The organism is Streptomyces sp. NPDC052299, assembly GCF_040679335.1.
Taxonomy (GTDB): Bacteria; Actinomycetota; Actinomycetes; order Streptomycetales; family Streptomycetaceae; genus Streptomyces.
In genome coordinates, this window is sequence record NZ_JBFAUP010000020.1 from 73,848 (window position 1) to 94,649 (window position 20,802).

20 protein-coding genes are annotated in these 20,802 nt (G+C 73.0%); 11 read left to right on the top strand and 9 right to left on the bottom strand.

Features of this window, described 5'->3' with window-relative positions:
• The first annotated feature begins 172 nt into the window (after positions 1-172).
• Genes AB0L33_RS28530 through AB0L33_RS28545 form a run of 4 tightly spaced genes read left to right on the top strand, consistent with a single transcriptional unit; the run spans position 173 to position 4,354 of the window.
• The gene (locus AB0L33_RS28530; protein WP_365685993.1) at positions 173-1,492 is read left to right on the top strand and encodes an extracellular solute-binding protein; all 1,320 of its coding nucleotides are present in this window, start codon (positions 173-175) and stop codon (positions 1,490-1,492) included.
• Entirely contained in the window at positions 1,489-2,415 is a 927-nt protein-coding gene (locus AB0L33_RS28535; protein ID WP_365685995.1) for a sugar ABC transporter permease, read from the top strand. The genes AB0L33_RS28530 and AB0L33_RS28535 overlap by 4 nt, the downstream gene beginning before the upstream one ends.
• Entirely contained in the window at positions 2,412-3,278 is an 867-nt protein-coding gene (locus AB0L33_RS28540; RefSeq protein ID WP_365685997.1) for a carbohydrate ABC transporter permease, read from the top strand. The genes AB0L33_RS28535 and AB0L33_RS28540 overlap by 4 nt, the downstream gene beginning before the upstream one ends.
• A 41-nt stretch (positions 3,279-3,319) precedes the next feature.
• Positions 3,320-4,354: a LacI family DNA-binding transcriptional regulator gene (locus AB0L33_RS28545; RefSeq protein ID WP_365685999.1), complete on the top strand. Its 1,035-nt coding sequence runs from the start codon at positions 3,320-3,322 to the stop codon at positions 4,352-4,354.
• Positions 4,355-4,376: 22 nt separating this feature from the next.
• Here AB0L33_RS28545 and AB0L33_RS28550 read toward each other — a convergent pair whose 3' ends face one another.
• The 5 genes from AB0L33_RS28550 to AB0L33_RS28570 form a co-directional block, all read right to left on the bottom strand.
• On the bottom strand, positions 4,377-5,438 hold the full coding sequence (locus tag AB0L33_RS28550; RefSeq protein ID WP_365686001.1) for an aminotransferase class V-fold PLP-dependent enzyme: 1,062 nt from the start codon (positions 5,436-5,438) through the stop codon (positions 4,377-4,379).
• 123 nt (positions 5,439-5,561) lie between these two features.
• Positions 5,562-6,278: a DsbA family oxidoreductase gene (locus AB0L33_RS28555; RefSeq protein WP_365686003.1), complete on the bottom strand. Its 717-nt coding sequence runs from the start codon at positions 6,276-6,278 to the stop codon at positions 5,562-5,564.
• A 114-nt stretch (positions 6,279-6,392) separates the two neighbouring features.
• Entirely contained in the window at positions 6,393-6,878 is a 486-nt protein-coding gene (locus AB0L33_RS28560) for a GNAT family N-acetyltransferase (RefSeq protein WP_365686005.1), read from the bottom strand.
• A 49-nt stretch (positions 6,879-6,927) separates the two neighbouring features.
• Positions 6,928-7,533: a DUF1349 domain-containing protein gene (locus AB0L33_RS28565; RefSeq protein WP_365686006.1), complete on the bottom strand. Its 606-nt coding sequence runs from the start codon at positions 7,531-7,533 to the stop codon at positions 6,928-6,930.
• On the bottom strand, positions 7,530-9,050 hold the full coding sequence (locus AB0L33_RS28570) for an aldehyde dehydrogenase (NADP(+)) (RefSeq protein WP_365686008.1): 1,521 nt from the start codon (positions 9,048-9,050) through the stop codon (positions 7,530-7,532). The genes AB0L33_RS28565 and AB0L33_RS28570 overlap by 4 nt, the downstream gene beginning before the upstream one ends.
• Positions 9,051-9,217: 167 nt before the next feature.
• Here AB0L33_RS28570 and AB0L33_RS28575 point away from each other — a divergent pair, with 167 nt between their 5' ends.
• The 7 genes from AB0L33_RS28575 to AB0L33_RS28605 all read left to right on the top strand — a co-directional run bounded on the left by AB0L33_RS28575 (position 9,218) and on the right by AB0L33_RS28605 (position 15,907).
• On the top strand, positions 9,218-9,988 hold the full coding sequence (locus AB0L33_RS28575; protein WP_365686010.1) for an IclR family transcriptional regulator: 771 nt from the start codon (positions 9,218-9,220) through the stop codon (positions 9,986-9,988).
• Positions 9,989-10,075: 87 nt separating this feature from the next.
• Positions 10,076-11,053, top strand: a complete 978-nt coding sequence (locus tag AB0L33_RS28580; protein ID WP_365686012.1) for a hypothetical protein — start codon at positions 10,076-10,078, stop codon at positions 11,051-11,053.
• Positions 11,050-12,315: a histidine kinase gene (locus AB0L33_RS28585; protein ID WP_365686014.1), complete on the top strand. Its 1,266-nt coding sequence runs from the start codon at positions 11,050-11,052 to the stop codon at positions 12,313-12,315. Before AB0L33_RS28580 ends, AB0L33_RS28585 begins: the two co-directional genes overlap by 4 nt.
• Positions 12,312-12,971 (top strand): response regulator transcription factor, encoded by a 660-nt coding sequence (locus AB0L33_RS28590; protein WP_365686016.1) that lies wholly within the window; start codon positions 12,312-12,314, stop codon positions 12,969-12,971. Before AB0L33_RS28585 ends, AB0L33_RS28590 begins: the two co-directional genes overlap by 4 nt.
• A 100-nt stretch (positions 12,972-13,071) precedes the next feature.
• Positions 13,072-14,517 carry a penicillin-binding protein 2 gene (locus AB0L33_RS28595; RefSeq protein WP_365686018.1) on the top strand — a complete coding sequence of 482 codons (1,446 nt, stop codon included), beginning with the start codon at positions 13,072-13,074 and terminating at the stop codon, positions 14,515-14,517.
• A 107-nt stretch (positions 14,518-14,624) separates the two neighbouring features.
• Positions 14,625-15,194, top strand: coding sequence for a SigE family RNA polymerase sigma factor (locus AB0L33_RS28600; protein ID WP_365686020.1), 570 nt, complete (start codon positions 14,625-14,627; stop codon positions 15,192-15,194).
• Positions 15,191-15,907 carry a hypothetical protein gene (locus AB0L33_RS28605; protein ID WP_365686021.1) on the top strand — a complete coding sequence of 239 codons (717 nt, stop codon included), beginning with the start codon at positions 15,191-15,193 and terminating at the stop codon, positions 15,905-15,907. The genes AB0L33_RS28600 and AB0L33_RS28605 overlap by 4 nt, the downstream gene beginning before the upstream one ends.
• A 13-nt stretch (positions 15,908-15,920) precedes the next feature.
• Here AB0L33_RS28605 and AB0L33_RS28610 read toward each other — a convergent pair whose 3' ends face one another.
• The 4 genes from AB0L33_RS28610 to AB0L33_RS28625 form a co-directional block, all read right to left on the bottom strand.
• A complete protein-coding gene (locus AB0L33_RS28610) occupies positions 15,921-17,006 on the bottom strand; it encodes a pectinesterase family protein (RefSeq protein ID WP_365686023.1) in 1,086 nt (361 codons plus the stop codon).
• A 68-nt stretch (positions 17,007-17,074) separates the two neighbouring features.
• Positions 17,075-18,409: a polysaccharide lyase family 1 protein gene (locus AB0L33_RS28615; RefSeq protein WP_365686025.1), complete on the bottom strand. Its 1,335-nt coding sequence runs from the start codon at positions 18,407-18,409 to the stop codon at positions 17,075-17,077.
• 68 nt (positions 18,410-18,477) lie between these two features.
• Positions 18,478-19,299 (bottom strand): rhamnogalacturonan acetylesterase, encoded by an 822-nt coding sequence (locus AB0L33_RS28620; protein WP_365686026.1) that lies wholly within the window; start codon positions 19,297-19,299, stop codon positions 18,478-18,480.
• Positions 19,300-19,401: 102 nt separating this feature from the next.
• On the bottom strand, positions 19,402-20,736 hold the full coding sequence (locus tag AB0L33_RS28625) for a sugar ABC transporter substrate-binding protein (RefSeq protein ID WP_365686028.1): 1,335 nt from the start codon (positions 20,734-20,736) through the stop codon (positions 19,402-19,404).
• Between the last annotated feature and the right edge of the window lie 66 nt (positions 20,737-20,802).

Consider the following 20,802-nt stretch of genomic DNA (forward strand, 5'->3'; position numbering starts at 1 on the left):
CTGGGCTCTTTGATACAAATTCTGGGAACGTGCACACACCCTCCCGGTGGCGCAGAGCCAACATAACCGCACAGCAACAACCATTGACAAGTGTTGGTTTCGTTTCTCTACTGTGAACGATCACAGCGCACATCAGGCGCTGCACCCTCGGTTCTCGTCAGGGGAGACCTCCATGAAGTACCGCATCGTCGCGGCCTGCGCGGCCGCCTCGCTCGCCGCCACCGCACTGCTCACGGGCTGCGGTTCGTCGGACGACGGCGACGGCGACGGCCCGGCCGCGTCCGGTCCCGTCTCGCTCACCTACTGGGCCTGGGCCCCCGGCCTGGACAAGGTCGCGGACATCTGGAACGAGGGCGAGGGCAAGAAGGCCGGCATCAAGGTCACGGTGAAGAAGCAGGCGTCCGGCGACGACCTGGTCACCAAGATCATCACCGCGGCGAAGGCGCACAAGGCCCCCGACCTGGTGCAGGCGGAGTACCAGGCGCTGCCCACGCTGGTCTCCAACGACGTGCTCGCCGACATATCCGACGAGGCGGGCGACGTCGAGGACCGGTTCGCCGAGGGCGTCTGGCAGCAGGCGACCGTCGGTTCGGCCGCCCTGTACGCGCTGCCGCAGGACTCCGGCCCGCTGATGTTCTACTACCGCAAGGACCTGTTCGAGCAGTACGGGCTGTCCGTGCCCACCACCTGGGACCAGTTCGCCGAGACCGCCCGGGCGCTGAAGAAGAAGGCGCCGGACAAGGACCTCACCACCTTCTCCTCCAACGACTCCGGTCTCTTCGCGGGCCTCGCCCAGCAGGCCGGCGCCAAGTGGTGGACCACCTCCGGCGACAAGTGGAAGGTCGCCATCGACGACCCGGCCACGCGGAAGGTCGCGGACTTCTGGGGCGGGCTGGTGAAGGAGGGCGCCATCGACAACCAGCCGATGTACACCCCCGCCTGGAACAAGGCGCTCAACACCGGCAAGCAGATCGCCTGGGTCAGCGCGGTCTGGGCGCCCGGCACCCTGACCACCGCTGCCCCCGACACCGCGGGCAAGTGGGCGATGGCCCCGCTCCCCCAGTGGACCGCCGGCGAGAACGTCACCGGCAGCTGGGGCGGCTCCTCCACCGCGGTCACCAACGACTCGCAGCACAAGGAGGCCGCGGCCACCTTCGCGAAGTGGCTGAACACCGACCCGGCCGCGCTCGCCGCCCTGGTCAAGGAGAGCGGCATCTACCCCGCCGCCACCGCCGCCCAGACCGGGGGCGCGCTCGCGAAGCCGCCGGCCTACTTCGCCAACCAGCCGGACTTCTACACCGAGGCCGCCAAGATCGCCAAGGGCACCGCCCCGGCCGCCTGGGGCCCGAACGTGAACGTCGCGTACTCCGCCTTCAAGGACAACTTCGCCAAGGCCGCCAAGAACAAGTCGGACTTCGCGCCCGCGCTCACCGCGATGCAGGACGCCACCATCGCCGACCTGAAGAAGCAGGGCTTCGGAGTCGCCGAGTGACTCGCGCACGCCGCCGGAAGCCGTACGGGGTCAAGAGCGCCCCGTACGTCTTCCTGATCCCGGCCACCGCGCTGTTCCTGCTCTTCTTCGCCCTGCCCATCGGCTACGCCGTGTACCTCTCCGTCCGCCGCACCGAGGTCAGCGGACTGGGGCTCGGCAGGGGCGCGCGCGAGGAGGTCTGGGCCGGCTTCGCCAACTACCGCGAGGCGCTCTCCGACTCCGAACTGCTGCACGGCGCGCTGCGCATCCTCGGCTACGGCGCGATCGTCGTGCCGGTGATGCTCGGTCTTGCCCTGCTCTTCGCCCTGCTCCTGGACACCGAACGGCTGCGGCTGCGCGGCTTCACCCGGCTGGCGATCTTCCTGCCGTACGCCATCCCGGGTGTGGTCGCCGCCCTGATGTGGGGCTTCCTCTACCTGCCGGACGTCAGCCCGTTCTACTTCGTCCTGGACAAGGCGGGGCTGCCCGCGCCGGACCTCCTGGACGGCGGGCCGCTCTACGCCGCGCTCGCCAACATCGCGGTCTGGGGCGGCACCGGCTTCAACATGATCGTGATCTACACCTCCCTGCGGGCCATCCCCGGTGAGGTCTTCGAGGCGGCCCGCCTCGACGGCTGCTCGCAGCTGCAGATCGCGCTCCGGATCAAGATCCCGATGGTGGCGCCCTCGCTGGTGCTGACCTTCTTCTTCTCGATCATCGCGACGCTCCAGGTGTTCAACGAGCCGACCACGCTGAAGCCGCTGACCAACTCCCTCTCCACCACCTGGAGTCCGCTGATGAAGGTCTACCAGGACGCGTTCGTCAACAACGACATCTACGCGGCGGCCGCGCAGGCGGTCATCGTCGCCGCCGTCACCCTGGCGCTGTCCTTCGGATTCCTCCGGGCGGCCAACTCCCGTACGAAGCAGGGGGGATCGCAGTGACCACGACGCACCCGGGACCCGGGACCGCGACCCGCCGCCGGTTCGCCCTCGTGCCCACCGCGGCGCTGCTGCTGGGCGCCGTCTACTGCCTGCTCCCCGTCGCCTGGATCCTCGTCGCCTCGACGAAGTCCGGCAGCGAGCTGTTCTCCACGTTCACCTTCCTGCCCGGGTCCGGCTTCGCGGACAACGTCGCCGACCTGTCGGCGTACCGGGACGGGGTGTACTGGCGGTGGATGGCCAACTCGGCGCTCTACGCCGGCGTGGGCGCGCTGCTGTCCACGGCGGTCTCCGCCGTCTCCGGGTACGCCCTGGCGGTGTACCGCTTCCGGGGCCGGGAGAGCATCTTCAACATCCTGCTCGCCGGGGTGCTGATGCCGCCGGTGATCCTCGCCGTGCCGCAGTACCTGCTGATGGCGAAGGCCGACCTCACCGACTCCTACCTGTCGGTGATGCTGCCCGTGATCCTCTCCCCGTACGGGGTGTACCTGGCCCGGATCTACGCATCGGCGGCCGTGCCGGGCGATGTGATCGAGGCCGGGCGGATGGACGGGGGCGGCGAGTGGCGGATCTTCCGCACCATCGCCCTGCCGATGATGCTGCCGGGCCTGGTGACCGTCTTCCTCTTCCAGTTCGTCGCGATCTGGAACAACTTCCTGCTGCCGTACATCATGCTCGGTGACGACGAGAAGTTCCCGGTCACGCTCGGGCTGTTCACCCTGCTCCAGCAGGGGTCCACCACCCCGGCCCTCTATACGCTGGTGATCACGGGGGCGCTGCTGGCGATCGTCCCGCTGATCGCCCTGTTCCTGGTCATCCAGCGGTTCTGGAGCCTCGACCTGCTCTCCGGGGCCGTAAAGTCCTGACAGGCGCCGCCAGGAGCCCACTTGATGAAAGATCACGCACCATGAGCCGCACAGAACAGACCGGAACGGAACGCCGTCGGCCGCCGACGATCCACGACGTGGCGCGGGAGGCGGGGGTCTCCCGGGGCACGGTCTCCCGGGTGCTCAACGGCGGCCACAACGTCAGCCCGGCGGCCCTCGACGCCGTGAACTCCGCCATCCGGAAGACCGGTTACACGGTGAACCGGCACGCCAGGTCGCTGATCACGGGCCGCTCGGACTCGGTGGCGTTCCTGCTCACCGAGCCCCAGGAGCGGTTCTTCGAGGACCCGAACTTCAATGTGCTGCTGCGGGGCTGCACGAGCGCGCTCGCCGCGCACGACATCCCGCTGCTGCTGATGATCGCGGGCACGGAGGCCGAGCGCCGCCGGAACATGCGGTACATCGCCGGCCATGTGGACGGGGTCCTGCTGGTCTCCAGCCACTCCGGCGACCCGGTCGCCGCCCAGCTGCACAAGGCCGGGGTGCCCCTCGTCGCCTGCGGGAAGCCGCTCGGGCAGGGCTCGAAGGTGAGCTACGTGGCGGCCGCCGACCGGGACGGCGCCCGGGACATGGTGCGCTTCCTGTACGAGTCGGGCCGCCGCCGCATCGGCACGGTCAGCGGCCCGCTGGACACCCCGGGCGGCGTCGAGCGGCTCGCCGGCTACCGCGAGATGCTGGCCGAGTGCGGGCTGCCCGCCGACGACGCGCTGATCGTCCCCGGCGACTACAGCCGGGCGGGCGGCGAGACGGCGGCGGCGCTGCTCCTGGAGCGGGCCCCGGACCTGGACGCGGTGTTCGTGGCCTCGGACCTGATGGCGCAGGGCGTGCTCGCGGCCCTGGAGAAGGCCGGGCGCAGCGTGCCGCACGACGTCGCGGTGGGCGGGTTCGACGACTCCCCCGCCGCGCTCGCCTCCCGGCCGGCGCTGACGACGATCCGCCAGCCGTGGGACCGGATCAGCGCCGAGATGGTACGGGTGCTGCTGGCGCAGATCGGCGGGGAGGACCCGGCCGCGGTGATCCTGCCGACCGAGCTGGTCCACCGCGACTCGGCGTGACCGGGTGCGCGGCCGGGGCCCGTCAGCCGGCGAGCACCTCGAGGGCGCGGTCCACGTCCGCCTCGGTGTTGTAGAGGTGGAAGGACGCGCGCAGGTTGCCGGCCCGCCCGGCGACCAGCACCCCGGCCCGCTGGAGTTCGGGGGCCCGGTCGCCGAGTCCGGGCACCGCGACGACGACGGTGTCCGCGGGGACGGCCGGGTGCCCGAGGGCCGCGACCCCGGCGCGGAAGCGGCCGGCCAGCGCGAGGGCGTGGTCGTGCAGCGCGTCGACGCCGATCTCGTGGATCAGGGCGAGGGAGTGCTCGGCGCCGTGGTACGCGAGGTAGACGGGCGGCTCGTCGTAGCGGTGGGCGTCGGAGGCGAGCTTGGTGACCGGTCCGTACACGCTGCCCCACGGGTCCTCGGAGGCGGCCATGCCCGCGTCGACCGGCCGCACGTCCTCCTGCGCCTCCTCGGTGACGGTGAGGAACGACGTACCGCGCGGGCAGAGCAGGTACTTGAAGCCACCGGTGACCGTGTAGTCGTAGGCGCCCGCGTCGAGCGGCAGCCAGCCGGCGGACTGGGTGGCGTCCAGCAGGGTGCGGGCGCCGTGGGCGGCCGCGGCGGCCCGGACCGCCTCCAGGTCGGCGCGGCGGCCGTCCGCCGACTGCACCGAGGAGAAGGCGACGAGCGCGGTCGACGGGCGCACCGCCTCGGCCAGCCCGTCCAGCGGGACGTACCGCATGTCGAGGTCGCCGCGGACCGCGAAGGGGCTGACGACCGAGCTGAACTCGCCCTCGGGGGCGAGCACTTCAGCCCCCGGCAGCAGTGAGGCCGCGATCAGCCCGACGTGGGCGACGACCGAGCTGCCGACGGCGACCCGGTCGGCCCCGACGCCGACGAGCCGTGCGAAGCCGTCCCGGGCGCGGTCCACCGCCTCGAAGTCGCCCGAACCGACGCGGCGGCCGGAGGCGCCCTCCTCGGCGAGGGTCTTCACGGCGTCGACGGTGCGACGGGGCAGCAGCCCGCAGGTGGAGGTGTTGAGGTAGGTGGTCTCGGGCGCGAACTCGGCGGCGGCGGCACGGCTGAGCGGAGAGATCGTCATGCGTTCAGCGTGAACCTTCGCCGACCTGGGGTCAATTGACAAAAATTCACGGACAACCCCAAGCGATGCTTATGTGTCCGGCGCCGGGTGCGCGGGCCGCCGGGAACGGCCCGCGCGGCGGGGTCAGGCGTTCCGGGCCGCTCCGGGGACCTCGCAGGCTCCGTCGGCGTCGCAGGCCGCCGCGTCGCCGGCGGCGGTCACCGGGCGGTCCTTCCACGCCTGCTCCAGCGCCTGGGCGAAGACCTCGGCGGGCTGGCCGCCGGAGATGCCGTAGCGCCGGTCGAAGACGAAGAACGGCACCGCGTTGGCGCCCAGCTCGGCCGCCTCCTTCTCGTCGGCGCGCACCTCGTCGGCGTACGCCTGCGGGTCGGCGAGCACGGCGCGCGCCTCCTCGGCGTCGAGTCCCGCCTCGACGGCCAGGTCCAGCAGGACGGCCTCGTCGAAGACGGACCGCTCCTCGGCGAAGTTGGCCCGGTAGGCGCGGTTCAGCAGCTCGTCCTGGCGGCCGCGGGCCTTGGCCAGGTGCAGCAGGCGGTGGATGTCGAAGGTGTTGCCGTGGTCGCGGCCCTCGGTGAGGTAGCCGAGCCCTTCGGCCCGCGCGTTGGCCGCGACGTTGGCCTCCATCGACCGGACCTCGTCGGGGGTGCGCCCATACTTCCGCGCCAGCATGTCGGTGACCAGCTCGATGTCGTCCTTGGCGCGGCCGGGGTCGAGTTCGAAGGAGCGGTGCACCACCTCGACGTCGTCGCGGTGAGCGAAGCCCGCGAGACCCTTCTCGAAACGGGCTTTTCCGACATAACACCAGGGGCAGGCGATGTCGCTCCAGATCTCGACGCGCATGACTCTTCTTCTCTCCGGACTCGTCGACGACTGCGGCAGGGCGCGGAGGCACCCTCCGCTCCCCGGGCCAACGCGCGGCGGACCCGTGCCATTCCCGGTCCGCCGCCCTTGTGCTCAGCCTCTCCCGGGCGCTTCCACCGCGAGGCGCAGCACCAGATGGTCGCCGTGCCGGGGCGTCTCCGGGTCGGCGACCCAGCCGCACGCCGAGTAGAACGCCTGGGCCCGCTTGTTGGGCTCGAAGACCTCCAGGCGGGCCCGCGTCACGCCGCGCCGCTGCCAGTCGGCGACGCACGCGAGGTGCAGGGCGCTGCCGACGCCCTGGCGCCAGTGGGCCGGGGAGACGTGGAGCTGCGTGAGGTACGTCCATCCGTCGCGCACCGCGTGGGCGGCGATGCCGACGAGGGCGCCGTCCTCCTCGGCGACGAGCACCGTGGCGTCCTCCCCGTCCACCGCGCGGGCCCAGTCGTCCCGGGCCCGGCCCACCTCGGCCGGGCCCGCGTACTCCTCCTCGGCGAGATGTCCGCTGTAGTAGGTGGCCCTGGCCTCGGTGTGCAGGGCGACTATCGCGTCGAGGTCGTCCTGCGTCGCTGTACGGATCATGGTGGGGAGGACGTACGGCACGGGGCGCCGGTTCCGCCGCCCCGTGCCGTCAGCTGCCGTCGCGCAGATCGGCCAGACCCTCGGGCCGGAAGGCGATCCGGTCGAAGGTCACCTCGCAGCCCTCGCCCGTGGGCGACTGGGCCAGGAAGCCGACGGAGGCGGCGGCCGCCTGCTCCGGGGTGCCGAGGGAGAAGACGCGGACGAAGGTCCACTTCTCGCCGTCGGCCGAGGCGTGGAAGGCGAAGGCGTGTCCCGTGCGGCTCAGGCGCAGCCAGTGGGTGTCGCCGTCCACGACGGAGGAGTTGACGTCGTCCGAGTGGCCCCGGGTGACCACCGTGCAGATGGTCGGGCGCTCCGGGGACAGCTCCAGGCAGAGCTTCGCCCATTCCCGCTCGCCGGTGTGGAGGTAGAGCACGCCCGCGTCGAAGGCGGCGGCGAAGCCCACCTTCACCCGGGCAATGAGCTGGAAGTCACCGGCCGGGGCGGCGCCGAGCAGCCGGGGCGCGTCGCTCGCCGGGTCCAGGCCGGCGCCGCCCGGCGGGACGAAGCGGTCCTGGCGGGCGCCCGCGCGGCCGGTGAGCGCGCCGTTCTCGTACGTCCAGCCGCCGTCCGGGCCGTGGGGCCGGAGCGGGAAGGGGAGTTCGGGGAGGTTCATGCCGGGCGTCCGTCCACGCGGCGGGGCAGGCCCAGCGGGTTGTCCTCGCGCAGCTCGGGCGGGAGGAGCGCCTCGGGGGTGGACTGGTAGCTGACCGGGCGCAGCCAGCGCTCGATGGCGGTGGCGCCGACCGAGGTGGAGGTGGAGGTGGTGGCCGGGTAGGGGCCGCCGTGGTGCTGGGCCGGGGCGACGGCGACGCCGGTCGGCCAGCCGTTGACGAGGACCCGCCCGGCGAGCGGGGTGAGCGCGGCGAGGAGGTCCGCCGCACCGCCTCCGGCCTCCTCGGTGGCGATGTGGAGGGTGGCGGTGAGGTTGCCGGGGAGGCGGGCCAGGACGGCGGTGATCTCGTCGTCGGAGGCGTAGCGGGCGACGACGGTGACGGGCCCGAAGCACTCCTCCAGGAGCGCGTCGTGCGGGCCTTCGGCGGTGAGCTCGCGGGCCGGGACGGTCAGGAAGCCGGCCGCGACGGTGTGCTCGCCGCCCGCGCCGGGAGTGACGGGCGCCTCGACCCCGGGGAGCGCGGCGCGCTCGGTGACCCCGGCGAGGAAGGCGTCGCGCATGCGGTGGTCGAGCAGGACGCCGGCCTCGGTGTCGCTGACGGCCTCGGTGAGCGCCTTGAGGAGGCGGTCGCCGCCCTCGCCCTCGGGAACCAGGACGAATCCGGGCTTGGTGCAGAACTGGCCCGCGCCCATGGTCATCGAGCCGGCCAGGCCCGCGCCGATCTCCTCGCCGCGCTCGGCCGCGGCGGCCCCGGTGACGACGACGGGGTTGAGGGAGCCCAGCTCGCCGTGGAAGGGGATGGGCGCGGGGCGGGCGGCGGCGGCGTCGAACAGGGCGCGCCCGCCGCGCACCGAACCGGTGAAACCGGCGGCGGCGACGAGCGGGTGCCGGACGAGGGCGACGCCCGCCTCGAAGCCGTGGACGAGCGAGACGACGTCCTCGGGCAGCCCGGTGCGCGCGGCGGCCCGGCGCAGGACCGAGGCGCAGAGCTCGGAGGTCGCCGGGTGGTCCGGGTGGGCCTTGACGACGACGGGGCAGCCGGCCGCGAGGGCGCTGGCGGTGTCGCCGCCGGGGACGGAGAAGGCGAGCGGGAAGTTGCTGGCGGCGTAGACCGCGACGACGCCGAGCGGGATCTTGTAGCGGCGCAGGTCGGGCCAGGGCGGGGTGCGGGTGGCGTCCGCGTGGTCGATGTGGACGTCGAGGAAGGCGCCCTCGTCCACGACCTCCGCGAAGGCCCGCAACTGGGCTGCCGTGCGCGCGAGTTCGCCGGTGAGCCGGGCCGGGCCGAGGGCCGTCTCGGCGTCGGCGGCCTCGACGACGTGGTCTCCGGCCTCGGTGAGCAGTTCGGCGGCCGTGCGCAGGAACGCCGCACGCGTGGTGCGGTCGGCGAGCGAGTCGCGTACCGCGTGGGCGGCACGGACCGCGCGGTCGACCTCCTCCGCTGTGGCCTCCACCGCAACCTGCTCGCGCGGGTTCCCGGTGCGGGGGTCGACGCTCCAGACTGGTGCTGCTGCCACCGTGTTTCCTTCCGCTCCACTGCCGCACATCAGAAGTCGTCCGGTATAGGCTGTTCGGTATTCTGAACAGCGTTCCTGAACGTGAATGTGAAGCGACTCTATTTCCGGGCGTTCGGTGTTGGCAAGAAGTCGCAGGGTTTCGTCGGCGGGGTGAAAGGAGCAGGGCGATGTCGGTTCCCGAGTCGGGTGGGGCGCAGGTCAAGTCCGCGGTACGGACGGTCGAGCTGCTGGAGTACTTCGCGGGGCGGCCCGGCATGCACTCGCTCGCCGCGGTCCAGGAGGCCGTCGGCTACCCGAAGTCCAGCCTCTACATGCTGCTGCGCACCCTGGTGGAGCTGGGCTGGGTGGAGACCGACGCCACCGGCACGCGGTACGGGATCGGCGTACGGGCCCTGCTGGTCGGCACCTCCTACATCGACGGCGACGAGGTCGTCGCCGCGGCCCGCCCCACCCTCGACCGGCTCTCCGACGACACCACGGAGACCATCCACCTGGCCCGGCTCGACGGCACCAACGTGGTCTACCTCGCCACCCGCCAGTCCCAGCACTATCTGCGCCCCTTCACCCGGGTGGGCCGCCGGCTGCCCGCGCACTCCACCTCGCTCGGCAAGGCGCTGCTCGCCACCCACAGCGACGAGCAGGTCCGCAAGATGCTGCCCGAGACGCTGCCCGCGCTCACCGAGCACACCCTGACGGACCGGGAGAAGCTCATCGAGGAGCTGCACCAGATCCGCGAGCAGGGGTACGCGGTGGACCGCGAGGAGAACACGCTGGGGCTGCGCTGCTTCGGCGTCGCGGTCCCGTACCGCACCCCGGCCCGGGACGCCATCAGCTGCTCGGTGCCGGTCGCCCGGCTCACCCCCGCGCACGAACAGATGGTCAAGGACGCGCTGTTCGACGCGCGCGACCGGCTGACGCTCGCCACCCGCAGGCTCTGACGCCCCGGCCCGTCTCCCCCACGCGGCGGAGGCGGATCGTCACCGGGCAGGACGTGCGGGGGCGCGTCGCCCGGCAGCGTGGAGGCCATGACAACCGTCTCCGCCCGCACCGCGCTGCGTGCCGTCGCCATCGTCTCCTGCCTGCCGTACATCACGCTCAAGATCTTGTGGGTGGCGGGCAGCCGCGTCGGGATTCCGGACGGCAGCGTGCTGCTCGACCACCGCGCCCTGATGGCCGTCGCCAACGGCGGTTCGGTGCTGATGGACGGCGGGGTGGTGGTCCTGGCCCTGCTGCTCACCCGGCCCTGGGGGCTGCGGGTGCCCGCGTGGATGCTGGCACTGCCGATGTGGACGGCGACCGGGCTGCTGCTGCCGATCATGACCGGCTATCCGGCGCAGCTGCTGGTCCGGGCGCTGGGCGGGGACACCGGCGGCGCGGAGGCCGCGGCGGGCCGGCCGTTCCTGCACGAGTGGGTGTTCGGCGTCGTCTACGGCGGCTTCATCCTCCAGGGGCTGTCCCTGGGCGCCCTGTTCGTGCTGTACGCCCGCGACCGCTGGGGGCACCTCTGGCGGGGCACGCTGGGCGAGCTGCCCGCGAGCCCGACCGCCCCCGCGCTGCGGGCGGCCGCCGTCGCCGCGTCGCTCCTCGCCCTGCCACCCGGCACCGCACACCTGCTCTGGGCGGCGGGCTCGACGGCCGGCCTCACCCCGGACCGGGCGGCCGGGCGGGACAGCGGCTTCCACGTGCTGGAGGCGGTGTACGCGCTGTGGATCGCGGCCACCGTGGCCGGGGTCCTGCTCCTCGCCTTCCGCCGGTCCGCGCTGCCGCTGCGGGTGCCGCTCGCGCTGGCCTGGGGCGGGTCCGGGGCGACGGCCTGCTGGGGCGGCTGGCTCTGCCTGGCCGCGCTGGGCTCCGCCGGGGAGGCCGCTGAAAGGGCCACGCCCGGCATGGTGCTCACCTACGCTGTGCAGATGCTGGTCGGAACGCTGGTGGTGACCCTCGGCGCGTACTTCCTCGCAGAACGCGCGGCCGGTGCGCGAGGTGCGCGAGACGTCTCCGCATGACCCCGCTCATGGCCCGGCTGGTGGGCCGGCGCGCCCGGCTGCGCTGGCTGCATCTGATCATCGGTGGCGCCCTGCTGATGCCGTACTTCCTGGTCGGCACGGTGATCGTCGGGCTGTACGCGCCCGGCGCCAACGCCTTCACCTCGCAGTCCGCCCAGTTCTCCGCCTTCGGTTACGCGCTGCCGATGGCCGCCGTCACCGCGCTGCTGCCCACCGCCCGGCCGCTCTCGGTGGCCGCCGCCCGGGCCCTGTGCGGCCTGGCCCCGGACCGGCCGCTCGCGGACGGGCCCGCCGCGTCCCGGCAGGCGCGGGTGCGCTCGGCCGCCTGGTTCACGCTGCACGTGGGGATCGGCGGGATCGTCAGCGGGATGACCCTGGCGCTCGTCCCGTTCGCGGTCTGCGTGATGGCGCTGCCGTTCGTGCCGGCCCTCCGCGAGTCAGCCGCCCTGGGCGCCCGTCCGGCCCTGGACCACACCTGGGTCCTGGCCGTCGCGCCCCCGGCCGGGGCGGCCATGCTCGTCGCGCTGGCCGGGTGCGCGGCGGCGGCCGGGGCCCTGCTCGCCCACGGGGCGCCCGTGCTGCTCGGCCCGGCCCCGGACGACCGGCTCGCCGCCGCCGAGCGCCGCGCCGCCGAGCTGGCCGCGCGCAACCGCCTCGCCCGGGAGCTGCACGACTCGGTCGGCCACGCGCTGAGCGCCGTCACGCTCCAGGCGGGGGCCGCCCGCCGGGTCCTGGACAGCGATCCCGAGTTCGCCCGGCAGGCGCTCACCGCGATCGAGGAGACCACGCGGCGCACGGTCGGCGAACTCGACGCGGTCCTCGGCCTGTTGCGGCAGGACGGCGACGGGTCCGACGCGTTCGCGGGTCCCGGGCTCGACGCGCTCGGCGGACTGCTCGCCCGGTGCGGGGTGCCGGTGCGCCACGAGACCGACGGCGACCCGGGCAGGGTGCCCGGACCCCTCTCGGCCGAGGCGTACCGGATCGTGCAGGAGGGCCTGAGCAACGCCCTGCGGCACGGCGTCCCCGGCTCGCCGGTCCGGCTGCGCGTCGGCGTCGGCCCCCGCGAACTGACGCTCGTCCTGGACAGCGCGCTCCCGCCCGGGCCCCCGGTCGCCCGCCCCGGCGGCGGACGCGGCCTGACCGGCGTCGCGGAACGCGCCCTGCTGCTCGGCGGCGCCACCGAGGCCGGGCCCCGCGACGACGGCGTGTGGCGGCTGGCCGCCCGCCTCCCCCTGCAGGCCCCCGCGAAGGAGTCACGATGAGCGCGCCGGTCCGGATCGTCCTCGCCGACGACGAACGCATGGTCCGCACCGCGCTGCGGGCCATCCTGGACGCCGAGGACGGCCTGGAGGTCGTCGGCGAGGCGGCCACCGGCGCCGAAGCGGTCTCCGTGGTGCGGGCGCTGCGGCCCGACGTGGTGCTGATGGACGTGCGGATGCCCGAGACGGACGGCATCCGGGCCACCGAGCAGATCCTCGCGGGCCTCGACCCGGCCCCGCGCGTCGTGGTCGTCACCACCTTCGAGCACGACGCCTATGTGTACGAGGCGCTGCGCGCGGGGGCGGCGGGCTTCCTGCTGAAGCGGGCGGCGGCCGAGGAGCTGGTGCAGGCGGTCCGGCTGGTGGCGTGCGGCGACTCGCTGCTCTTCCCGTCCGCCGTGCGGCAGCTCGCCGCCGCGTACGGGCCGCCCGCACCGGCTCCCGCCCCGCCGTGGGCCGCGCGGCTCACCGAGCGGGAGGCGCAGGTGCTGCGGCTGATCGCGGCGGGGCTGACGAACGCGGAGATCGCGGACCGGCTGACGGTGGGCGCGGCGACGGCCAAGACGCACGTGGCGGCGGTCCTCGCGAAGACCGGGGCCCGGGACCGCACCCAGGCGGTGATCACGGCGTACGAGTCGGGGTTCATCAAGCCGGGCTGAGCCCGTACGGGCGTGGACGCCGTGGTCACCGTATGAGGAATCGGTGAGAAGCGGCACAACCGGGAACGACCCGCCGGACGCCGCTCGTCCCTCAAGCGGGATGAACAAGACGATAAGGCGCGCCTCGGTCTTCTGCCTGCTGCTGGTCCTCGCCCTCCTCGGGCGGGCGACCTGGGTGCAGGCGTACCAGGCCCGGGCGCTCGCAGACGACGACCACAACCGGCGGAAGATCATCGCGCAGTACGCGCAGCCGCTGGGCGACATCATCGTGGCCGGTTCGCCGGTCACGGGCTCGAAGCGGACGGAGGGCAGCGATCTCGCGTACAAGCGCACCTACAAGCAGGGCGGTCTCTACTCGTCCGTCACCGGCTACAGCTCGCAGGCGTACGGCTCGACGCAGCTCGAAGGGATCTACAGCCATGTGCTGGACGGCACGGACGACCGGCTGAAGAGTCCGCTGGGCGCGCTCACCGGGAAGCGGTCCGCGCCCGGTGACGTGGTGACGACGATCGACCCGGACGTGCAGAAGGCGGCGCGCGACGCGCTCGGCGACGACAAGGGCGCGGCCGTGGCGATCGACCCGAGGAGCAGGCAGATCCTGGGCATGGTGTCGTCCCCGTCGTACGACCCTTCGGACATCAGCGGCACGAACGACGGCGACACCTGGTCGAAGCTGCTCGCGGACAAGGACAAGCCGCTCGTCAACCGGGCGCTGCGGCAGCCGCTCGCGCCCGGTTCGACGTTCAAGCTGGTCGTGGCGGCGGCCGCGCTGGAGAACGGGCTGTACGACTCCGTGGACGAGGCGACGAAGAGCCCCGTCCCGTACACCCTGCCGGGCACCAGCACCCCGCTGCGGAACGAGAGCGCCTCCGCCCCCTGCGAGAACGCCTCGCTGCGCGTCGCCCTCCAGTACTCGTGCAACAACGTCTTCGGCAAGGTCGCCGCCGACCTGGGCCAGGACAAGGTGCGGGCGATGGCGGAGAAGTTCGGCTTCAACGAGGAGAAGCTGGACGTGCCGGTCCGGGCGTCGAAGAGCGTGTATCCGACGGACATGGACAAGCCGCAGACGGCGCTGTCGGGCATCGGCCAGTTCGAGGTGACCGCGACGCCGCTCCAGATGGCGATGGTCTCCGCCGCCCTGGCCAACGGCGGCGAGCTGGCCGCCCCGCACATGGTCTCGAAGGTGACCGACGGGGCCGGCGGCACACTGGAGGACTTCGCGGACGGCGACACGGAGCGGATCGTCTCCGAGGACACCGCGAAGCAGTTGCGCAGCGCCATGGTGACCGTGGTGGAGAAGGGCACCGGCACCAACGCCCGGATCGCCGGGGCCGAGGTCGGCGGCAAGACGGGCACCGCCGAGAACGGCGTGGACAACAGCAACACCCCGTACGCCTGGTTCACCTCGTACGCGAAGTCCGGCGGCCAGGAGGTCGCGGTGGCCGTGATCGTCGAGGACTCCGGTTCGACCGCCTCGGAGGTCAGCGGCAACGGGCTCGCGGCGCCGGTCGCCAGGAAGATGATGGAGGCCGCGCTGCGGCGGTAGCGCCCGGCCGCCCCTCTCCTTCTGTCGAAGCGCTTGCGGTACGCTCACGCCCCGGCGGGAACGTATCCGGACGGGCCGGGCGTGCGAGCGCAGGGGACGGGGTAGCCGTGGGCACAGCAGTCGACGACGCCGCCGCCGAGTTCCATGAGTTCTTCGAGGCCCATTACGCGGAGCTGGCCCGCCTCGCCCATCTGCTGACCGGTGAGGCGGACGCCGCCGACGATCTCGCGGCCGACGCCCTGCTCGCGCTCTGGCACCGCTGGGACCGGGTCCGCGAGACCGGACACCCCGTGGCGTACGCGCGGGGCGTCGTCGCCAATCTGGCCAGGACGCGCATTCGCAGCGCGGTCCGCGAGCGGCGCCGGATCGCCCTGTTCTGGGCACCGCGCGGCGGCGGGGACGACGGGGCGGCCGACGGTCCCGATGTGCCGGCGGTGGTGGACGTGCAGGAGGCGCTGCGGAGGCTGCCGTTCCGCAAGCGGGCCTGTGTGGTGCTGCGGCACGCCTTCGACCTCTCGGAGCGCGACACCTCGCTGGTCCTGGGGATCTCGGTGGGTACGGTGAAGAGCCAGACCTCGCGTGGCGTCGCGGAGCTGCAGCGGCTGCTGGGGCCTCGGACGCCCGCCGCACGGGTCCGGGTCGCCGTCGCGGCGCAGCGCAGCGGAGGAGACCGGTGAAGGACGAGGAGCTGTCCGGGCGGCTTCGGGAGGCCGCCGAGGCGCACCTCCCCGACCGGGCCCGCATGCTGGCCCGGGTCGAGCGCGGGATGGCGGGCGGCCGTCCGGCACCCCGGTCCGTGCGCCCGCCGCGCGCGGTGCGCCCGTGGCTGCGGGTGGCCGGGGCGACGGCGGCGGTCTGCGGGGTGCTGGCGGCCGGCGCGTTCGCGGTCACCTCGGCGGGCGACGACGCCCGGGCGCGCGGCGGGCCGGTGGCCTCGGCGCCTTCCCCTGCCCCGGACTCCCCCGCCGCGAAGGGCCCGGGCGGGCTGCCGCCCGAGGACGGCCCGCTGTGGACCGGCGGCGCGGTGGACCCGAACAGCAACCCGTACTGGGCGCAGAGCAACGTCACCCTGCGGACCACCGAGCCGCTGACCGCGCTCACCGTGGAGCTGCGGGTGGCCCTGACGGGCGGCGTCAACAGCACCGGCTCCTGGCGCTCCCTGCCCGAGCCGGACTTCACCGTCTCGGTGAACGAGAGCGGCGGCTATCTGGTCTACCGGTGGACGCTGCGTCCCGGCCGGACCGTACCGGCCGGGACGCACACGTTCGCCGGGCAGTACAACCACGCGGAGGGCGACCGGGACGCCACCGGCGACTACGTGACCGCCCACGCGGTCCGCGCCTCGGGCGGGAAGGCGGCGGTGGGCGACCGCTTCGGGCGTACGCGCTGACCGACGGCCCCCTCTACGGCCGCCAGTCGCCGAACCACGCGGCCGGGGTGTGCTCCCGCGCCTCGGAGTCCGTGAGCTGCGGCCGGTTGGCCGGGACGGTGACGCGCGCGCCGGGCCCCGTGTTGCGGTACTCCGCGAACCGCTGGTCCTGCCACGGGAAGCCCGCCGACATGGTGCCGTACGGCTCGTCCGGGTCGATGCCCGCGCCGAGGTGGCTGTCGCGCACGGTCAGCATGGGGTGCGCGGTGAGGTCGGAGGACGGCACCCAGGGGCGGGCCAGCTTGAAGTACCCGTCGGGGGCGGTGCTGGTGACGCGGGAGCGCAGGACCAGGAAGCCGTGCGGGGAGGCCCCGGCGGTGCTGGGCGCGAAGACGAAGCCGTAGGGCGCGGCGGCCAGGTCGGTGCGGGTCAGGGTGCGGAAGTGGCAGCGGTCCAGGACGGCGGAGGCGCGTCCGAAGACGAAGTCGACGTCCCCCTCCACGTAGCAGTCGCGGTAGTACTGCCGGGCGAAGTCGGTGAGCGACGGCGAGTCCGCGTACAGCGTGTCCTGGTGGCCCAGGAAGCGGCAGTGGTGGAACGCCGAGCGGTCGCCGGTCACCTTGATGGCGACGGCCTGGGTGCCGGTGTAGTCGGGGTGGTCGGCGCGCAGCCAGTCGTTGGCGAAGGTCAGGTCGCGGGCGGTGAGCCCGGCGGGCCGGGCGGTGACCGTGGCGGACCCGCTGGTGCCGTAGGTGCCCGAGCCGTCGGGGCGCGGGGTGCCGTTGGCGTTGTCGTACACGATCACCGTGTCGCGCGGGTCGCCGCTCGCGCCGATCAGGGTGAGGCCGGTCCGGTCGGCGGGGATGTCGACGGTCTCGCGGTAGGTGCCGGGGGCGATGACCAGGGTGCGCCCGGTGCCGGTGGCGGCGTCCACGGCGGCCTGGACGGTGGTGTGGTCGCCCCGGCCGCGCGCGTCGACGTACAGGGTGGCGGGGTCGGGGCGGCGGGCGGGCGAGCCGTACCGGCCGAAGGGGCGGCCGTGCGCGAGGGCGGGCGAGGCCGTGGTCAGGGCGAGGGCGGAGGAGGCGAAGAGGGCCAGGGCGGTGCGTCGGGTGGGCATGGGTGCTCCTTTGCTGGGGCGGCCTCCGCCGGCGCCGCGCGGGCGCCGGCGGAGGAAGGGGCGGCTGGTCAGGCGCCCGGCAGCCGGGCCGCACCCGCGCCGAGGCCCACGACGAGCGGCACGAGCAGCGGGTGGTCGACCCGGTTGCGCAGCGTCGGGGTCCAGCCGGCGCCCGTGGTCAGCTGCTCCTCGGGAACGCCCGCGTTGTGGACCGCGATCAGGTCGGTGCGGCGGCCGTTGACCCAGTTGTCGGAGGCCGTCAGCGAGGACTCGGACCACTTCTTGAGGATCTTCGCCTTGTCGAAATCACCGCTGAGCGAGAAGGCGTTGTGCTCGGCGACGAGGTGGGACTCGGCGCCGATCCCGTAGGAGTAGCCGTAGACGCTGCCCTTCGTGGCGACGAAGTGGTTGTTGTAGGAGTCGACCTGGCCGAAGCGGACGCGGGGCGCGCGCTCGTTGACGTCCTTGAACAGGTTGTGGTGCAGGGTGACGCGGAGCTTGCCCCGGTCGGTGTCCCCGGCCTTGTCGCTGTTGCCGATGAGCATCGTCTTGTCGTGGTCCTCGAGGACGTTCCAGGAGGCGGTGACCAGGTCGGCGCCCTTGACGATGTCGAAGAGCCCGTCGTGCTGCTGGTACAGCTCGTCGAAGTAGCGGGGCTGGTCGGCGTCCGGGCGGTCGCCGTCGCTGAAGGTGTTGTGGTCGACCCAGACGTGGTCGGAGCCGTGGACGACGAGGTTGTCGTACTCGGAGTTCCAGTGGCCGGTGTCGCCGTCGGTCGGGTCCCACTGCGGGAAGCAGTCGTAGGTGTCCTCGAAGGAGATGTTGCGGACGATGACGTTGGAGACGTTCTGGATCTGGATCGAGGCGCCGATGACCGTGGCGTCCTTGCCGACGCCGATCAGCGTGGTGTTGGACGGGACGTAGACGTTGACGGCGGCCTTCTGGAGCTTGGCGGAGGCGAGCCGGGCGTCCTCCATCGGCCCGGACGGGACCTCCTCGCGGCCCCAGGTGGCGGGGTCGTAGGCGGCGAGGTACTTGTCCAGGGTGTAGCCGTCGGTCTGGTAGGCCTCGCAGTCGATCGGGTTGCCCTCGGCGTCGGCGTTGCCGTGGACGGTCCCGGCGATCCGGACGATCTTCGGCGCGTCGCCCGCGTCCTCGAAGGCGGCGATGAGCTCGGCGCGGTTGTGCACGGTGTAGACGTGGTCGGGGGTCGCGGCGGCACCGCCGGTGGTGGAGCCCTCGGCGGAGGCCCAGCCGTCGCCCTCGGCCAGGACGGCGCGCTCGATGCCCTTCTTGCCGTGGGGCTGCGGGGACGCCTGGGCGGGGACGGTCAGGGCGAGGGCCAGGGAGGCGCTGCCCATCGCGACGGCGATGGCACGGGCACGGATTCTACGTGTGGGCATGACAAATCCTCGGTTCTGGTGCGGGACCTGTGGAAGGGGGAGGAAGGGGAAGGAGGGGTGGCGCGGCGTCAGACGGCCGACGGCCAGCTGATCCACGACTCGGGTACGCGCGCGCCGAGCCGGCGCAGTTCACGCGGGGCGAGCACCCGCGCGTCGAGCAGGGCACGGGCCGTCATCCGGGCCACCTCGATGGCACCGGCGGGCCGGAAGTGGGTGTTGTCCTGCCGCCCGTCGGGATAGTTGGGCGACTCGCCGGGCTCCAGCCAGTTGAAGTACGCCTCGGTGCCGTCGGGGCCGAGTTCCTGCCAGCGGGCGAGGGTGCGGGCCTGCAGGTCGAGCAGGGGGACCCGCTCCTCGGCGGCCAGGGCGCGCATCGCTGCCGGGTAGTCGCCGTGGGTGGCCTTGGCGGTGCCGTCCTCGGTGAACCTGCGGCGCTCGACCGGGGTGAGCAGCACGGGCCGGGCGCGCCGGGCGCGGGCCTCGGCGATGTACCGGCGCAGGCAGTCCTGGTAGGTCGTGTACGGGTCGGTGCCGCGCGCCGGGTCCTCCGTCTTCTCGTCGTTGTGCCCGAACTGGATCAGCAGCAGGTCGTCCGGGCGAAGGCCGGGCAGCAGGGCGGCGAGCAGCCCTTCGTCGATGAAGCTCTTGGAACTGCGGCCGTTCATGGCGTGGTTGGCCACGGTGAGCCCGGGCCCGAGGAAGAACGGCAGGGCCATGCCCCAGCCGGTCTCGGGTGCGGCGTCGGCGTACTTCTGCGCGGCCGTCGAGTCGCCGGCGATGTGCACGGTGCGGCTGCGGGGGCGGGCGCCGTGTGCCGCCGCGGGAGTGGCGGCGAGCGCCAGGGGCAGTGCGGCGAGGGCGGCCGCGGTCTGCCTGCGGGTCAGTGACACGGTGGAACTGCCTCTCTCGTGGGTGGGTGCGCAGGAGGGCAGGGGTGGCGGGGCAGGGGCGGGCCGTCCGCACGACGGGCCCGCGCCCGGCCCCGCGCCGGATCAGCCGTTGCTCCGCTCCTTCCACTCCTTCTGGGCGGCGTTGAGCTCGTCGGCCATCTTGTCCAGGAACGCCTTGGCCGTGACCTTGCCGAGCAGCAGCTTCTGGAACTCCGGCTCGTTGTCGGCCTTGCTGATGTTGTTCCAGTCGGGCAGGTAGTACGGCAGCTGCACGATCTTGGTGGAGCCGTCGGTGAGGGCCTTCGCGGCCAGCTCGGTCGGCGCGGCCTCACTGATCCACGGGTCCTTGGCGGCCTCGGTGTTGGCCGGGATGGCGCCCGCCGACTCGTTCCACTTGCTGTTCGACTCGTGCGAGGCGGCGAACTCGATGAACTTCCAGGCGGCCGTCTTGTTCTTGCTCGCCTTGAACAGGCCGAGACCGTCGACCGGGTTGGAGACCTGGACGCGGGTGCCGCCGTCGCCGACCGGGTTGGGGATGCCGGCGAACTTGTCCTTGCCGAGGGCCTTCAGGTGGTCCTGGTAGGAGCCGAGGTTGTGGCTCAGCATGCCGATGGTGCCGGTGTCGAACTGGGCGACCATCTTGGTGAAGTCGTTGTTGACGTCGGCGGACGGCGTCGTCTTCTTGTACAGGGCGACGTACTTCTCCAGCGCCGCCACGTTCTTGGGGTCGTTGAGGGTGGTCTTGTCGCCGTTCCAGAACTCGGTGATCCCGGACTGGCCGTAGGCCGCGTCGACGGCCTGCGCGATGGAGCCGGCGCCGCCGCGGATGGTGTAGCCGAACTTGTTGTCCTTGGCGTCGGTCAGCTTCTCGGCGGCCTCGTAGAACTTGGCCCAGGTGGTCGGCGCCTCCAGCCCGGCCGCCTTGAACAGGTCGGTGCGGTACCAGAGCGCGCCGTTGTTCGCGGAGGTCGGCACGGTGTACATCTCGTCGTCCCGGCCGGCCGCGTCCTTGACGCTCTCGACCATGCCCTCGACCAGCTTGCCGTTGAGCGAGGAGTCCTTGATCCGGTCGCCCAGCGGCTCCAGGGCGTCCTGCGAGACCATGTTGGCCAGGTAGGCGGTGCCGACGCCGCCGACGTCCGGCACGCCACCGCCCGCGATGGCCGTGTCGTACTTGGACTGCACGTCGGCGATCGGGATCGGCACGTACTTGACCTTGATGTCCGGGTACTTCTTCTCGAAGTCCTGGATGATCTCCTTCCAGACGGCGGTGCGCGGACCGCCGTTGTTGTCCCAGAAGGTGATCTCGCCCTTCCCGCTGCCCTCGTCGCCGCTGTCGCTGCCGTCGTCGCCGCACGCGGTCGCCGTCAGGGCGAGCACCGCCGCGAGGGAGACGGCGGCCGCGGCGCGCCCCCGCTGCGTCTTCGAGATGTTCATGATCGGCTCTTCTCTCTCGGTTCTCTCGGTTCGTACGCGTGCGTGGGGGGTTGCGCGCCGGACGGG

Coding starts and splice junctions, on each gene's coding strand:
- AB0L33_RS28530 (WP_365685993.1), top strand. CDS start 173: ATGAAGTACCGCATCGTCGCGGCCTGCGCGGCCGCCTCGCTCGCCGCC.
- AB0L33_RS28545 (WP_365685999.1), top strand. CDS start 3,320: ATGAGCCGCACAGAACAGACCGGAACGGAACGCCGTCGGCCGCCGACG.
- AB0L33_RS28550 (WP_365686001.1), bottom strand. CDS start 5,438: ATGACGATCTCTCCGCTCAGCCGTGCCGCCGCCGCCGAGTTCGCGCCC.
- AB0L33_RS28555 (WP_365686003.1), bottom strand. CDS start 6,278: ATGCGCGTCGAGATCTGGAGCGACATCGCCTGCCCCTGGTGTTATGTC.
- AB0L33_RS28560 (WP_365686005.1), bottom strand. CDS start 6,878: ATGATCCGTACAGCGACGCAGGACGACCTCGACGCGATAGTCGCCCTG.
- AB0L33_RS28565 (WP_365686006.1), bottom strand. CDS start 7,533: ATGAACCTCCCCGAACTCCCCTTCCCGCTCCGGCCCCACGGCCCGGAC.
- AB0L33_RS28575 (WP_365686010.1), top strand. CDS start 9,218: ATGTCGGTTCCCGAGTCGGGTGGGGCGCAGGTCAAGTCCGCGGTACGG.
- AB0L33_RS28580 (WP_365686012.1), top strand. CDS start 10,076: ATGACAACCGTCTCCGCCCGCACCGCGCTGCGTGCCGTCGCCATCGTC.
- AB0L33_RS28585 (WP_365686014.1), top strand. CDS start 11,050: ATGACCCCGCTCATGGCCCGGCTGGTGGGCCGGCGCGCCCGGCTGCGC.
- AB0L33_RS28590 (WP_365686016.1), top strand. CDS start 12,312: ATGAGCGCGCCGGTCCGGATCGTCCTCGCCGACGACGAACGCATGGTC.
- AB0L33_RS28595 (WP_365686018.1), top strand. CDS start 13,072: ATGAACAAGACGATAAGGCGCGCCTCGGTCTTCTGCCTGCTGCTGGTC.
- AB0L33_RS28610 (WP_365686023.1), bottom strand. CDS start 17,006: ATGCCCACCCGACGCACCGCCCTGGCCCTCTTCGCCTCCTCCGCCCTC.
- AB0L33_RS28615 (WP_365686025.1), bottom strand. CDS start 18,409: ATGCCCACACGTAGAATCCGTGCCCGTGCCATCGCCGTCGCGATGGGC.
- AB0L33_RS28625 (WP_365686028.1), bottom strand. CDS start 20,736: ATGAACATCTCGAAGACGCAGCGGGGGCGCGCCGCGGCCGCCGTCTCC.